The organism is Alteromonas sp. DYW1 (assembly GCF_059752595.1).
Genome location: NZ_CM186038.1, coordinates 810822 through 824026 on the forward strand (window position 1 = coordinate 810822; position 13205 = coordinate 824026).

A 13205-nucleotide genomic window follows, 5' to 3' on the forward strand; every position below is an offset into this window, starting at 1 on the left:
TTGGATTAAAACATGTTCGCCAGTATTGCAAAGAAGATTTTTGGAAGCCGCAATGACCGCTTATTGAAGAAAATGAGCAAGACGGTTGATACGATTAATGGGTTAGAAGCCGACTTTGAACAGTTAAGTGATGAGCAGCTAAAAGCCAAAACTGGTGAATTTAAGCAACGCATTGAACAAGGTGAGGCGTTGGATGCCTTGTTGGTCGAAGCCTTTGCTGTGGTCAGAGAAGCGAGCAAGCGTGTCTACGGTATGCGTCATTTTGATGTGCAAATGCTCGGTGGCCAAGTATTGCACCAGGGTAAGATTGCTGAGATGCGAACCGGTGAGGGTAAAACCTTAACGGCTACCTTGCCTACCTACTTAAATGCACTAACCGGTAAGGGTGTCTATGTTATTACCGTGAACGACTATTTGGCGCGTCGTGATGCGGATTGGAGCCGTGCCTTATTTGAATTTCTAGGTCTTACGGTTGGTTGCAATGTGCCTGGCATGAGTCCTGCTCAAAAGAAGGAAGCCTATGCCTGTGACGTGATTTACGGCACCAACAATGAGTTTGGTTTTGATTACCTGCGTGACAATATGGCGTTTAGTCCGCAAGACCGTGTTCAGCGTCATTTGTACTATGCGGTCATCGATGAAGTTGACTCTATCCTGATTGACGAGGCGCGCACGCCCTTAATTATCTCTGGGGCAGCTGAAGATAGCTCTGAACTCTATACCAAAATAAACAAAATTATCCCTGAGTTAATTCGACAAGAAAAAGAGGATGAAGAGGGCCAGGAAGGCGACGGTGACTTTACGATCGATGAAAAAGGCAAGCAAATTCACTTAACCGAGCGTGGCCAGATCCACGTAGAAGAAATTCTCCAGCGAGAAGGCGTACTGCCCGCCGATGAATCATTATTTGCGGCACAAAATATCTCTCTACTGCATCACGTGAATGCCGCCCTGCGTGCACACAAGTTGTTTAGCAAAGATGTTGATTACATTGTTAAGGACGGTGAAATTGTTATCGTTGATGAGCATACTGGGCGAACCATGGAGGGCCGTCGCTGGTCTGAAGGTCTGCACCAAGCGGTAGAGGCGAAAGAAGGCGTTAAGATCCAAAATGAAAACCAAACGCTAGCGTCGATTACTTTCCAGAATTACTTCCGCTTGTTTGACAAATTGGGCGGTATGACCGGTACTGCCGATACTGAAGCGTTTGAATTTCAACATATTTACGGTTTAGAGACGGTTGTTATTCCGACTAACAAACCGATGATCCGTAAAGATATGCCGGACCTTATCTATTTAACTGCTGAGGAAAAGTACGAAGCTATCGTTGAAGACATAAAAGATTGTGTTAAACGTGGTCAGCCAACCTTGGTAGGTACTGTTTCGATTGAAAACTCAGAATTGCTCTCTCGTATTCTGAAAAAAGAAAAGATAGCGCACAAAGTTTTGAATGCAAAATTCCATGAGCAAGAGGCTGACATCGTTGCCCAAGCGGGTAAGCCTGGAGCGGTGACCATTGCAACCAATATGGCAGGTCGTGGTACCGATATCGTGTTAGGTGGGAACTTGCAAGCTGAGCTTGAGGCAATAAATGATCCGAAGCCGCAAACGGTAGAGCGCATTAAGACTGATTGGAAAGAACGCCACCAACAGGTGTTGGATGCGGGGGGCTTACATATTATTGGTACCGAGCGGCATGAATCACGCCGCATCGATAATCAGCTACGTGGGCGTTCTGGTCGTCAAGGCGACCCTGGTTCTTCGCGCTTTTATTTGTCATTAGATGACGCGTTGATGCGTATTTTCGCCTCTGAAAAAATGGGCAATATGATGAAACGTCTAGGGATGCAACGGGGTGAGGCGATTGAACATCCATGGGTAACCCGAGCGATAGAAAATGCCCAGCGCAAAGTTGAAGGGCGTAACTTCGACATTCGTAAGCAATTGCTTGAATACGATGATGTTGCTAATGATCAACGTAAAGTGATTTATGAGCAGCGGAATGAGTTGCTGGATGAGGGAGATATCAGTGAGACCATCACCGCCGTACGCGAGGATGTGGTGAATGGGGTTATTGACGAATATATTCCACCACAGTCGTTAGAAGAAATGTGGAATGTCGCTGATCTGGAAGTGCGCTTAAAAGGCGACTTTGCAGTCGATTTACCGCTGCAACAATGGCTAGATGAAGACGATAAATTGTATGAAGAAAAGCTGCGCGAGCGGATTTTAGGGGCGATTACTGACGCCTATAAAGCGAAAGAAGATGTGGTAGGCCCTCAGGTACTGCGCCAGTTTGAAAAGGCCGTTATGCTGCAAAACCTGGATAGCCACTGGAAGGAACATTTAGCCGCGATGGATCATTTGCGCCAGGGTATTCATTTGCGTGGTTACGCACAGAAAAATCCAAAACAAGAATACAAGCGAGAGTCCTTTGAACTATTCTCAGGCATGCTTGAAGCGCTGAAAGTTGAAGTTATTTCGATCCTGAGTAAAGTTCAAGTCAAAGCAGAATCTGATGTAGAGGCAGTCGAAGAGCAGCGGCGTCAACAAGCCGAAGCGATGTCAAAAAAGTTTGAGCATGAATCACTCAACGACACAGACGCCAAGCCCTCAACACAAATGCGCCAAGGTCCAAAAGTGGGGCGTAACGACCCTTGTCCCTGCGGTTCCGGCAAGAAGTATAAGCAGTGCCACGGTAAATTGAGTTAAGCGTGGGCTTGCGAAACAATGTCTAAAGCCGTAGACGTTGCCGTAGGTGTTATTATTAAGGGCGAGCAAGTCTTGCTTGCTAAACGCCCTAAACACCTGCATCAAGGTGATAAATGGGAATTCCCCGGCGGAAAAATAGAGCCCGGTGAGTCTCTTAATGAAGCGATTCAGCGTGAATTAAAAGAAGAGATAGGGATTGTCGTCACTGCACAGCAACCATGGTTCTCACTAACTTTCGACTATCCGGAGAAGACCGTTAATTTGCATATGAGCATAGTGCATAATTTTACTGGTGAGCCATCGGGTGTTGAGGGGCAACCAGTGGAGTGGGTCTCTTTTGATGCACTGGAGCAGCTAACATTTCCTACCGCCAATATGCCCATTTTAGAGCGCCTTAAACAAGGCGACTATCCACGCGCCAGTTAGCAATCAGCGGTTATCACTTGAAGTGTACACTCGGGATTACCAAACGAATTGTACAAGATATAACACCCCTGGTTCGTCGGCGTGCCTGATGACGGCACATCGTAACCAAATAGCGTATATTGGTTATTCACTCGGCTTTCAAAGTCATCACCAGAGATATTGATAAAATCAAGAAATTCTAGCCGACTACCTAATTCAGCTCGGCTTTCTGGGCAAAGGTTGCGCCAGTCAACTTCTGTTTGTCCAAATCCAAAATCTACGACGAATTCTGTTTGCTGGCTACCGCCCGGGTTTGCGGCTACAGGGCGTAAGCCATTCACTCGGGCCTTCGCTTGCGCTAAACCAATGGTGGCTTTTAACTCACTGGCGATACCTTGCAAAGTCGCAATTTTTGCATCAGAGGATAGGTCAAGAAAACGGGGGGCTGCAACCGTAGCCAAGATACCTAAAAGTACGATAACGATAATCAGTTCTATCAGCGTAAAACCAGGGGTGATTCTTTTCAACAGCGTGTTCCTTCTTCCTTTTTGATGCTTAGCACTTTTACCAAAAAATTTTCCTCGCGGTGGCAAACGCCACATGTTGCCCCTGATACGCTGCCTCATTGATGAAATGCGGATAGACCGTATCTTGCCCTTGCCAAAGTATCACTTCACCATCAAAGCGTGTAAACATAGCCTGGCCAGGATGCAATGATGTGAAGTCGGCATCTTGTAATTGCGGATGGACCATGGCATCCACTAGGCCGACGGCATTCCGCGGGAATTCTATGTTTTCGATGAACTGAAACGCCTCACAAGCAACAGAGCTAGGTAACGATTGCGCGTTCCAGCGCTCACAGAAACTGATGATGCAGGCCAGTAGATCAATGCTGTGCTGCATGATATCAGCACGACAGACACCCTGAGGCTGAGCACCTATTTCGAGCATAATGCCGAATTTACCTAAAGTACACAGGTACGGATGCGCGGTAAAACTCTTCTCATTTTCCAGTAAAATATTGACTGATGGGATCTGTTCTTTCACAAAGCGCGCCATGGCTTGATTGAACGGATCATCGGATACACAGATCAAAGTTGCACCCATATTGCTAGTAGTATTGTGAATATCAATAACCAAATCGGGTTGGTTGGTGCTGCTAGACCCAAATTGCCGGATTAGCTCAGCCGCTAATTTAACTTCATTGCTTGACGCAGTCGCGACTTGATTGTTATCAGTAAACTGACGATTGAGGTCATCGTCGACAAAGCGGACGCGCTTTTCTACCGCCAAAGGGTTAGCCATCAGCGTATTGATGCTAATATTGGCTGCGGGCATCATTGGTTGGATAGTTGACCATTGCTCAACCATCCTAACGCCGGTCAACTCGTTGCCATGAGTGCCGCCAACCAACAAAATATTATTAACTAGCGAACCCGATGCACTCATGATTTGAAAAACTCAGACTGCTGCTGCTCGATTAATTCCGCAATGGCTTCCTCGTCTAATTCGCCATTTGGTACGGAATCGCTGGCCGGGGAAGAAATGACATGGCTTTCGGTGGCCCAATCACCTAAGTCGATCAGTTGACATTTTTTACAACAAAATGGGCGGAATGGGTTTTGCGTTGACCATTCCAATGGTTTTTGACAAGTAGGGCAATTAACTTGCATTTCAACAGCTCGCGATTTCAAAGTTAAGGTCCTCGTCGACCGGACGACTAGCGGTATTGCCTTGCCCAAAATGCATAAAGCGCAGGGCATAGCGGTATTTGTTGCCGCTCAATGTTGGATAACACCCAGTGCCGACATCTAAGCGTATGCGGATCAACTCGCCGCGGTCATCACTGAGACCCGGGAAAAAACCGTTGGTCGCAGTTACCGCTTGGAATTGGCCACGTTGACGCAGGAAAGATAAGGTTAATTCCAACGCATTGGCAATGATTTGAAAGCTCGCCAACCATTGTTGTTTATCTGCACGCTGAATGTTTTCCGATTGGTTACTCCAAAAAAACAAGTTTGGTAAATCGAAACTGCAGGAACCTCCAGGGATGGCGAAACGTTGGCGAATGGAAGCAATAAAGGGGTCGTCCTTCAGTTCGCTGCCGATACGTTTGGTGTTTTTCAATACTTCGCGCATGCGAATAATGGTCTGTAGTGTCTGTTGCAGCGCATCATTATTAATTTTAGGGTGTTGCGACCAATGCACCAGATTACGTTCCTGGGCATCAAAATCTTTGAGTATATCGGTGCGCACGTCAAGTCGTTCAAACAACTCTAGTAGCGTAAAAAGGTCTTCGAAAAAATGGATATTTGCCGTGTTGTGATGAATTTCGGCATTACCTGAGCACTGCTGCAATAGTTGCTCTATTCGCAGGTAATTACGCACCTTTTCATTGAGCGGAAATTCATAGACCGCTATCGACATAACCTCTCCCCATTCTGCCAAACGGCACTACACAGGAAAAAGCAAAAAATTTCAAGTGTTTGATGAGTCTTGGGCGTATTGAAGTAACTGCCTATGCAGTTTATTGACCTGCTGATTTAGGCAGTCAAAGGATTGCGAGTTGTCGATAATATCATCAGCGTGAGAGAGGCGCTCTTGGCGGCTTAGCTGAGCCTGCATAATGCCTGTAACGGTTGCTTCATCACTGCCATCTCGCCCCAACACACGGGCGATTTGTAGTTCCTCAGGCACATCAACGACTACTATTCGCTGCACTAAACCTTGCATATTGTTTTCCAATAACAAGGGAACAACCAGCAGGCAATAAGGCGAGTGCGCTTGTACGATGAGCTCGAGCATACGCGCGCGGATCAGTGGATGCAGTAATTGATTCAACCATTCCTTTTGGGCCGGTTGAGTAAACACGATTTGTCGCAAGCGAGCGCGGTCTAGAGTGCCATCAGTAGCAATCACTTGTGCGCCAAAATGCGCTTTGATTGCGTCCAGCGCCGGGCTGCCAGCTTGCACCACCTCACGAGCACAGATGTCTGCATCGATAATATCTATGCCCAATGCAGCAAAGGCATCACTAACCGCGGTTTTGCCCGCGCCAATACCACCAGTCAAGCCAACAACGTAGTTACTCAACCGAGCACCCACTGCAGATAGGCCTGTTGGATCTGTTCACCGTAAATAAGTGTTAACCAACCCGCGGCGGCAAGGTAGGGACCAAAAGGAATCGCTTGACCTACGCCGTTCCGCTTCAATAGCATGAGTGCGATGCCAACCACCGCACCCACCAAAGATGACAATATGATAATAACGGGTAAACCTTGCCATCCGGTGAAGGCTCCCAATGCCGCGAGCAATTTGAAATCCCCATAGCCCATGCCTTCTTTGCCGGTCAGAAGTTTAAACAACCAATATACGCTCCATAGCGACAAATAACCCGCCGCCGCGCCGATAATGGCTTCCTGCGGAGTAACAAAAATATTGAAAATACTGGCAATCAAGCCAAGCCAAAGGAGGGGCAAAGTGAGCTCATCGGGTAGCAACATCGTGTCGGCATCAATAAAGGTAAGTGCCACGAGCACCCAAGTGATAAAGACGGCCAAGAGAGCGGCACTGCTAAAACCAAACGCGCTAGCAATCCACACTGAAAGTAGTGCGGTTATTAACTCGACACTGGGGTAGCGAATGCTGATTGGTGTTTTACAATTGGCGCACTTACCGCGCAGGAATAGCCAACTGACAACCGGAATATTTTCCCAGGCACGGATCTTATGGCCACACTTTGGGCAGGTAGAATCCGGTTTAATTAAATCAAATCGCTCTGCCGCGGCGGGAGCAGCGTCAGCAGCTTGGGTTGATTCGGCTTGAAAGTAGGCATTAAATTCTGCCTTCCAGCGGCGCTCCATCATGACCGGCAGTCGATAAATAACGACATTAAGGAAACTCCCCACCATCAAGCTCACAACAAATACGAGCGCTAGGAAAAACGTCGGGGATTGGTGTAACAAATCAAAAACAGCGGACATATCACACGCCTTGCGATAAATTTTGCCTAAGCCTACCAGAGTTTTTTAAACAACGTTACCCATCTGGAAGATTGGTAAATACATGGCGATAATCAAGCCACCAATCACCACGCCAAGAACCGCCATAATCAGAGGTTCTAGTAGGCTTGTTAAGCCATCGACCATGTCATCCACTTCAGCCTCATAGATGGATGCAATTTTACTCAACATGTCATCGACGGCACCTGACTCTTCACCAATCGCGATCATTTGATTAACCATGTCCGGAAATACCCCTGTCGCACGCATCGCAGTATGCATTTGCAAACCACCAGCTACTTCTTTCTTAATAAATAGGATCGCGTCTCGATAGACTGCATTGCCTGATGCACCAGCGGCAGAATCTAGTGCACCTATCAGTGGCACACCCGCGGCAAACGTGGTCGAAAGGGTGCGAGTAAAGCGAGCGATAGCGGCCTTCTTAAGAATTTCGCCAATCACCGGGATCTTAAGGATCTTTTTATCTACATTGTCGCGCAATGATTTTGATTTTTTGTGTGCGCGCATAAATGCCCAGCCCGATATACCAATGGCAATGGCGATATATATCCCATTATCCTGTACAAAGCGGGAAATACCGAGGACAAGTTGAGTGAACGCAGGAAGCTCAGCGCCAAAACTACTAAAAATTTCTTCAAATTGTGGCACTACAAAAATTAACAAAATGGTCGTAACAATAAAGGCAACGACGATTACTGCGACTGGGTAAAACATGGCTTTCTTGATTTTTGATTTTAGTGCTTCCGCTTTTTCCATGTAGACCGCGATCCGGTCATAAATCGTTTCTAACGCACCGGATTGCTCACCGGTTTCAACCAAATCACAATAGAGATCATCAAAATATTCAGGTTGATTGCGTAAACTATCAGACAGTGGCTTACCACCTTGAACTTCACGGGTTATTTCGCCGAGCATTTTGCGCATCGACTGCTTGGCATGCCCTTGTGCAATCATCTCTAGACTTTGGATTAAGGTCACACCAGCACCCAGCATGGTGGCAATTTGACGGGAAAAAACCGCAATATCAGCGGCAGTAATCTTGTTCCCACCGCCAAATAAAGGTTTGCTTAGCTTTTTAACTCTATTTGCAGAGATACCTTGTCGACGCAACATATTTTTTGCATCTTTGATAGAACCCGCACTGACTTCACCTTTGCGGGCGTTGCCTTGGCGATCCATGCCGGTATAAGTATAGGTGTCTAATGCTTTAGCCATACAAAGGTACCCAATGTAGTGAGTTGATAGATAAGGAACGTAACTTAGCCCGGGTTAAATACAAAAGCCCAGCAGAACTGGGCTTTTTAATGCTCGTCTATTTAGAGTATTAGCAAAGGTCAGCTGGAGTACAAGACTCATCCCAAGTTAGGATGCCGTTTGCGTTAGTCGTGTCTGGCGTCAACGTATAAGTAGCGCCTGAAAGTGCACCTGTCGCATCAGTAGGAGCAGTAATAGAGATTTCACCGTCAGTTACTGAAACGCCAGGGACGCCTGCTGCTGCAGGAATTGCCGCAGGGATACCGTTGGTCGCGTCGTCACATACTGTGATATCGCCCTCTAACTGGTAACAAACTTCAACCTGAGACTTAACGCCTGCACTCGCATTCGTTAATTCAGTGAACTTCGCTTTGTTCGTGTAGTTTTGGTACGCAGGCAACGCGATTGCTGCCAAAATACCGATAATCGCAACTACGATCATCAATTCAATTAGTGTAAAACCTTTGTTGCTAGTCATTGAGTTCTTCATGGTATATCTCCGCGCGCCGTCTAACGCTTTGTGTATTTAAAGTTTAAAGGGTACCCAAGCCGTTTTCAGGTTCTGCGCCTCGGTACTTGTTTCAAAGTATAGATGGAGTTGCGCAACTGACAAGTATGTAAACATATACCTGTGTGTCTCAAATGCGACATCCATTAGTTAACCGTTTGATTCCATAGTTAAACGTAGCGACAAGTCAATGGCTCGAACATGCTTGGTGAGAGCACCACTCGATATAAAATCAACGCCAGTCGCTGCTAACAATGGCAAGTCTTCATCGGTAATATTGCCAGACACTTCAAGCTTACTGCGTCCTTGATTTATCTCAACTGCCTGCTGGATCAGATGCAGCGGAAAGTTATCTAGCATTATGATATCGGCTTTGGCATCAATGGCTTGAGTGAATTCTGCAATCGACTCCACTTCCACTTCTACGGGCTTGTCAGGTGCAATTTGCCGAGCTGTGGTTACCGCGGCAAAGATACTGCCACAAGCGGCGATATGATTTTCCTTGATTAGAAATGCATCGAAAAGTCCAATGCGATGATTTGTGCCACCGCCACAAAGCACGGCAAATTTTTGCGCCAGACGCAATCCGGGAATCGTTTTGCGCGTATCTAAAAGTTGAGTTTTAGTATTTTTCAATAGCGTCGAGTAATGCTTAGCTTGGGTTGCCGTAGCACTTAATGTTTGCACTAGGTTAAGGATGCTTCGCTCCGCAGTAAGGATTGCTCGGGCATTACCCTGCAAGGTTAAGATAGCTTGATTTGCACTAACTGAATCGCCGTCTTGGGCATGCCAAGTTAGAGTCAGTGATGGCTCAATTTGACTGCAGACTTCCTCTGCCCACGCTTGTCCACAAAGCACCATGGCTTCGCGAGTGATTACGCTGGCGGTAGCCTGAGTGCTAGGGGCAATTAATTGCGCAGTTAAGTCATTTGAAACTGTGACTGAACCGCCCAAATCTTCGGCTAAACTGCGCGTAACGAGGTCAGTAATATCTTGCTTAGTAATATAGTCAGGCAATTGCATGCTGGCTGGGTACTCTGGTTAACAATAAATCTGGCGCGATTATAGTGTACGTAGCACCAATTCGTTACCCTTTTGGGTGAATTCTATTTGTCTTAAGAAGCTCATGCCCAACAAAATTTTATCGCCTTGCATCCCCGGGTTGAGATTTGCAGCAACATCGGTTAGCTGAATTTCGCCAAGAGTAATTGAACGAATTGTGGTTTCGGCAACGGTGACAATACCATTCGCCGTTTGGGCATAGGCTTTGCGCTCCGGAACAAGACCTAATTCAGAAGCCAAATGCGCAGGGATCGAAACATCGGTAGCGCCGGTATCTAAAAGAAATACAACGGGTTGGTTATTTATGCTGCCGCTGGCGACATAATGGCCCGCTTTATTTTGTCGCAAGCGGACTTCAATTTTTTCACCATTGCGTGCGGAGGCAGGCGATTGGTTTGGATTGAACTGTGCTTCGAGCAAGTCTGCGAATACAAAGGTGACGAGCGCTAAGCCAGCGATCCAGGCTAGCAGTACCATCCATTTGGTCACTCCTTCTGTGGTTGTATCTTGTTGTTGCATCTTTACCTTGATAACGTCATGCTTTAATACACTATACGGGATTTGAGACATAATTGATGAAAATTGCTGACGGTTGGTTGGACAACTGCGAGCATGTTCTTTCACCCTTCGCCGACGAGAGGCCTGGATCTGAGGTTTCATTGTTAGTCGTGCATAATATTTCTCTTCCTCCACAACAATTCGGTAGCAATGATGTTATCGACTTATTTACTGGGCAATTACGCGTCGAACGCGATCCTTTTTTCGCCGAGATTGCACATTTAAAAGTCTCTGCTCATCTGTTTATTCGTCGCTGTGGAAAAGTGATCCAATTCGTATCTTTCAATCGACGCGCATGGCATGCCGGCTTATCGAGTTTTCAAGGCCGGGCGCGGTGTAATGATTTTTCAATTGGGATCGAGCTCGAAGGAACCGACGATATTCCGTATACCGCTGCGCAATACAACCAGCTGCTGCAGGTTACAGCGTTGATCCGGCGACAATACCCGGCGATAACATTAGGCCGTATCGTCGGTCACTGCGATATCGCACCCGGGCGTAAAAGTGATCCCGGTTCAGCCTTTGATTGGGCTCATTTTAGACAAGCACTAGGACATTAAGAATGACATTAATCAGTTTATTATTGGCACTAGTCATAGAACGGGTGACTGCACAAACTGAAGGATGGCGAGCGCAGTATCATCTGCACCGCTACTTTAATTGGGCTCAACAACAAGGGTGGATAGCTTCTTCAGCTGCGCTTTGGCAAGTTTTCATCCTGTGTTTTATTCCTGCTTTGGGGGTAATGTTACTGCTGGATGTAATGGGTTCAGGCTTGTTGAGTTTGATCACTAATACCCTGATCCTATTGCTGTGTTTTGGTTGCCCACATTTACGATCAGCCTACCGAGGTTTTTTACAAGCGGCAAATCGTGGTGACTTAATGGCCTGTGAATTACATGCGCGCACGTTGGGTCATAGTTCAAGTACCAACAGTGGGAATGAAAGTTTTGGACAGCAACTGGTATGGCTGAACTACACACATTACGCCGCCGTATTGGTGTTTTTTGCTTTCTTTGGTGCCGCGGGCGCCGTATTTTATGTGTCCTGCACAGCATTCTTGCAATTCACTCGGCAACAGGAGCAAGAGAGCGCATCGTGTAATACAGAATCTATCGAACCGACGGAATGGGTGAAGTCTACAACAACGTTAGTCCATTGGGTTGACTGGTTGCCGGTAAGAATTATTTCGCTGGGCTTTCTATTGGTTGGTCACTTTGCACGGGCGTTTTCGGTATGGGCTGGTCTGTTGCTGGACCCTGCAGTATCAGCCAAAACCCTACTTTGCCGAGTATCTAAAGCTGCGGAAGATACCGAAGCCGTGCCGATAGCAGCGGGCGCCGATATTTACAGCTGCTGTGAAGAGCCAAAAGTGTTAGTTAAGTTAGCGAAGCGCAATATGGTTTTGATGGTGATGGTTGTATCCGTATTGACTCTAGCGGGATGGCTCTAAACCTGAGCCATTGACTCAATTTAAGCCACTGCATCCTGGTTGGCTCAACTCCAGACAATGAATAGGCGCATCGCGTGCTCAGTCTCTTGCTACTCTGAGGGCAATGGTCTGCGTTTAACGTTGGCAAAAATTACTGCATGCAGCTTAGGTGTTTGATTTTCCAGTTTCAGTAGTGGACCGTTCTTATGTTTAATGGTGCCACCCACCGTAAGCGCTATATAGGGCTTATGTGGAATCCATTGAGGGGCTCATTGGATCAGGTCGGATCACTTGTAAAGCCCTATTTTCGCTGATGTATAGCGGGTCACCTGAACTCGCCTTTGGTTTTTTGCAGAAAAAACATTTACCTATATGGACGAGTAACCTAAACTTAGCGGTTAATAGGTTAAATGGTATTACCATTTATCTGTAAATTGTTTAAATTTTAACAATTACTCAGCATATAGGTAGGGACTATGTTGCAAGCGCGACAAAAAATCTCAGATGTGATCACCGAACAGCTAGAGAGCATGATTTTAGATGGCTCCTGGTTAGCGGGTGAGCAGCTTCCGTCTGAGCGTGAACTTGCAGCCCAGTTTGAAGTATCGCGACCTTCTTTACGAGAGGCCATTCAGAATTTACAGGCCAAAGGTTTAGTCACCCGACGTCAAGGCGGTGGTACGTTCGTCAATCGGAAATTAAACGCTGCGATGACAGACCCCTTACTGGCATTAGTGGCAGAGCGACCAGAAACCCAATTTGACTTATTAGAGTTTCGCCATGCGCTTGAAGGTATGGCTGCTTACTATGCAGCTCTGCGCGGGCAAAAAGAGGATGATGCTGCGCTTGAACAGGCTTTACAGGAAGTAAACCAATCAAGTGAGGCAGACACAAGTGGTCAGGCGCAAGCATTGGGGCAATTTTATTTAACCATGGCGCGCGCATCCCACAATATGGTTTTAGTGCATGTAATGCGCACAATGCAATCGATGTTGATTGAAAACATCCGACGTAACTTGGATATGTTGGCACAACAACCGAATGTGGCTACAGAAATTCGCTTGCAACGCGAGAAAATTGTGACTGCGATTATTCAGCGCGACCCTGGCCTTGCCCGTACCGCGAGTAATGCACATTTGGCTTTTATTGAAACCACATTGTTAAAAATTAATCAGCGTGATCTGCGGATGCAGCGGGCGCTTAGAAGAATAGAGACGGACTAGCCGCACATTCAGCCGCAAAAAACGAGCGA

The 13205-nt window shown here is 46.7% G+C and carries 15 protein-coding genes; 5 read left to right on the forward strand and 10 right to left on the reverse strand.

The genetic code is table 11. From position 1 onward, the window contains the following. Positions 1-12 precede the first annotated feature (12 nt). Both secA and mutT read left to right on the forward strand, forming a co-directional pair. On the forward strand, positions 13-2712 hold the full coding sequence (secA, locus tag AC121Z_RS03675) for a preprotein translocase subunit SecA (protein WP_498126765.1): 2700 nt from the start codon (positions 13-15) through the stop codon (positions 2710-2712). Between the two features lie 18 nt (positions 2713-2730). After that, entirely contained in the window at positions 2731-3138 is a 408-nt protein-coding gene (mutT, locus tag AC121Z_RS03680) for an 8-oxo-dGTP diphosphatase MutT (protein WP_498126767.1), read from the forward strand. On the opposite strand, the gene AC121Z_RS03685 is transcribed toward mutT, so the two are convergent. From AC121Z_RS03685 to AC121Z_RS03730, 10 genes are all read right to left on the reverse strand, one after another. Continuing rightward, entirely contained in the window at positions 3135-3644 is a 510-nt protein-coding gene (locus AC121Z_RS03685) for a pilus assembly FimT family protein (RefSeq protein ID WP_498126769.1), read from the reverse strand. The two genes, mutT and AC121Z_RS03685, sit on opposite strands and share 4 nt — an antisense overlap. Before the next feature lie 37 nt (positions 3645-3681). After that, positions 3682-4566: an aspartoacylase gene (locus AC121Z_RS03690; protein WP_498126770.1), complete on the reverse strand. Its 885-nt coding sequence runs from the start codon at positions 4564-4566 to the stop codon at positions 3682-3684. Further along, positions 4563-4811 (reverse strand): DNA gyrase inhibitor YacG, encoded by a 249-nt coding sequence (gene yacG / locus AC121Z_RS03695; protein WP_498126772.1) that lies wholly within the window; start codon positions 4809-4811, stop codon positions 4563-4565. Before yacG ends, AC121Z_RS03690 begins: the two co-directional genes overlap by 4 nt. Beyond that, a complete protein-coding gene (gene zapD / locus AC121Z_RS03700; RefSeq protein ID WP_498126774.1) occupies positions 4792-5544 on the reverse strand; it encodes a cell division protein ZapD in 753 nt (250 codons plus the stop codon). Before zapD ends, yacG begins: the two co-directional genes overlap by 20 nt. A 51-nt stretch (positions 5545-5595) precedes the next feature. Continuing rightward, a complete protein-coding gene (gene coaE / locus AC121Z_RS03705; protein ID WP_498126776.1) occupies positions 5596-6210 on the reverse strand; it encodes a dephospho-CoA kinase in 615 nt (204 codons plus the stop codon). Then, positions 6207-7100 (reverse strand): prepilin peptidase, encoded by an 894-nt coding sequence (locus AC121Z_RS03710; RefSeq protein ID WP_498126777.1) that lies wholly within the window; start codon positions 7098-7100, stop codon positions 6207-6209. Before AC121Z_RS03710 ends, coaE begins: the two co-directional genes overlap by 4 nt. Before the next feature lie 45 nt (positions 7101-7145). After that, positions 7146-8354: a type II secretion system F family protein gene (locus AC121Z_RS03715; protein WP_498126779.1), complete on the reverse strand. Its 1209-nt coding sequence runs from the start codon at positions 8352-8354 to the stop codon at positions 7146-7148. A gap of 109 nt (positions 8355-8463) precedes the next feature. Then, a complete protein-coding gene (locus AC121Z_RS03720; RefSeq protein WP_498126781.1) occupies positions 8464-8871 on the reverse strand; it encodes a pilin in 408 nt (135 codons plus the stop codon). A gap of 180 nt (positions 8872-9051) precedes the next feature. Continuing rightward, positions 9052-9924, reverse strand: coding sequence for a carboxylating nicotinate-nucleotide diphosphorylase (gene nadC / locus AC121Z_RS03725; protein ID WP_498126783.1), 873 nt, complete (start codon positions 9922-9924; stop codon positions 9052-9054). A 39-nt stretch (positions 9925-9963) separates the two neighbouring features. Further along, positions 9964-10482, reverse strand: a complete 519-nt coding sequence (locus AC121Z_RS03730; RefSeq protein ID WP_498126784.1) for a retropepsin-like aspartic protease family protein — start codon at positions 10480-10482, stop codon at positions 9964-9966. Positions 10483-10538: 56 nt separating this feature from the next. Here AC121Z_RS03730 and ampD point away from each other — a divergent pair, with 56 nt between their 5' ends. The 3 genes from ampD to AC121Z_RS03745 all read left to right on the forward strand — a co-directional run bounded on the left by ampD (position 10539) and on the right by AC121Z_RS03745 (position 13176). Beyond that, on the forward strand, positions 10539-11081 hold the full coding sequence (gene ampD / locus AC121Z_RS03735) for a 1,6-anhydro-N-acetylmuramyl-L-alanine amidase AmpD (RefSeq protein WP_498128141.1): 543 nt from the start codon (positions 10539-10541) through the stop codon (positions 11079-11081). A gap of 2 nt (positions 11082-11083) precedes the next feature. Beyond that, positions 11084-11974, forward strand: a complete 891-nt coding sequence (gene ampE / locus AC121Z_RS03740; RefSeq protein ID WP_498126786.1) for a beta-lactamase regulator AmpE — start codon at positions 11084-11086, stop codon at positions 11972-11974. Positions 11975-12429: 455 nt separating this feature from the next. Further along, complete coding sequence (locus tag AC121Z_RS03745; protein ID WP_498126788.1) at positions 12430-13176, forward strand: GntR family transcriptional regulator; 747 nt, start codon at positions 12430-12432, stop codon at positions 13174-13176. Positions 13177-13205: the final 29 nt, after the last annotated feature.

What these genes read in the sequence shown, in the direction of transcription:
- secA (WP_498126765.1), top strand. Translation starts at nt 13, where the DNA reads ATGTTCGCCAGTATTGCAAAGAAGATTTTTGGAAGCCGCAATGACCGC.
- mutT (WP_498126767.1), top strand. Translation starts at nt 2,731, where the DNA reads ATGTCTAAAGCCGTAGACGTTGCCGTAGGTGTTATTATTAAGGGCGAG.
- AC121Z_RS03690 (WP_498126770.1), bottom strand. Translation starts at nt 4,566, where the DNA reads ATGAGTGCATCGGGTTCGCTAGTTAATAATATTTTGTTGGTTGGCGGC.
- zapD (WP_498126774.1), bottom strand. Translation starts at nt 5,544, where the DNA reads ATGTCGATAGCGGTCTATGAATTTCCGCTCAATGAAAAGGTGCGTAAT.
- AC121Z_RS03710 (WP_498126777.1), bottom strand. Translation starts at nt 7,100, where the DNA reads ATGTCCGCTGTTTTTGATTTGTTACACCAATCCCCGACGTTTTTCCTA.
- AC121Z_RS03715 (WP_498126779.1), bottom strand. Translation starts at nt 8,354, where the DNA reads ATGGCTAAAGCATTAGACACCTATACTTATACCGGCATGGATCGCCAA.
- AC121Z_RS03720 (WP_498126781.1), bottom strand. Translation starts at nt 8,871, where the DNA reads ATGACTAGCAACAAAGGTTTTACACTAATTGAATTGATGATCGTAGTT.
- nadC (WP_498126783.1), bottom strand. Translation starts at nt 9,924, where the DNA reads ATGCAATTGCCTGACTATATTACTAAGCAAGATATTACTGACCTCGTT.
- AC121Z_RS03730 (WP_498126784.1), bottom strand. Translation starts at nt 10,482, where the DNA reads ATGCAACAACAAGATACAACCACAGAAGGAGTGACCAAATGGATGGTA.
- ampD (WP_498128141.1), top strand. Translation starts at nt 10,539, where the DNA reads ATGAAAATTGCTGACGGTTGGTTGGACAACTGCGAGCATGTTCTTTCA.
- ampE (WP_498126786.1), top strand. Translation starts at nt 11,084, where the DNA reads ATGACATTAATCAGTTTATTATTGGCACTAGTCATAGAACGGGTGACT.
- AC121Z_RS03745 (WP_498126788.1), top strand. Translation starts at nt 12,430, where the DNA reads ATGTTGCAAGCGCGACAAAAAATCTCAGATGTGATCACCGAACAGCTA.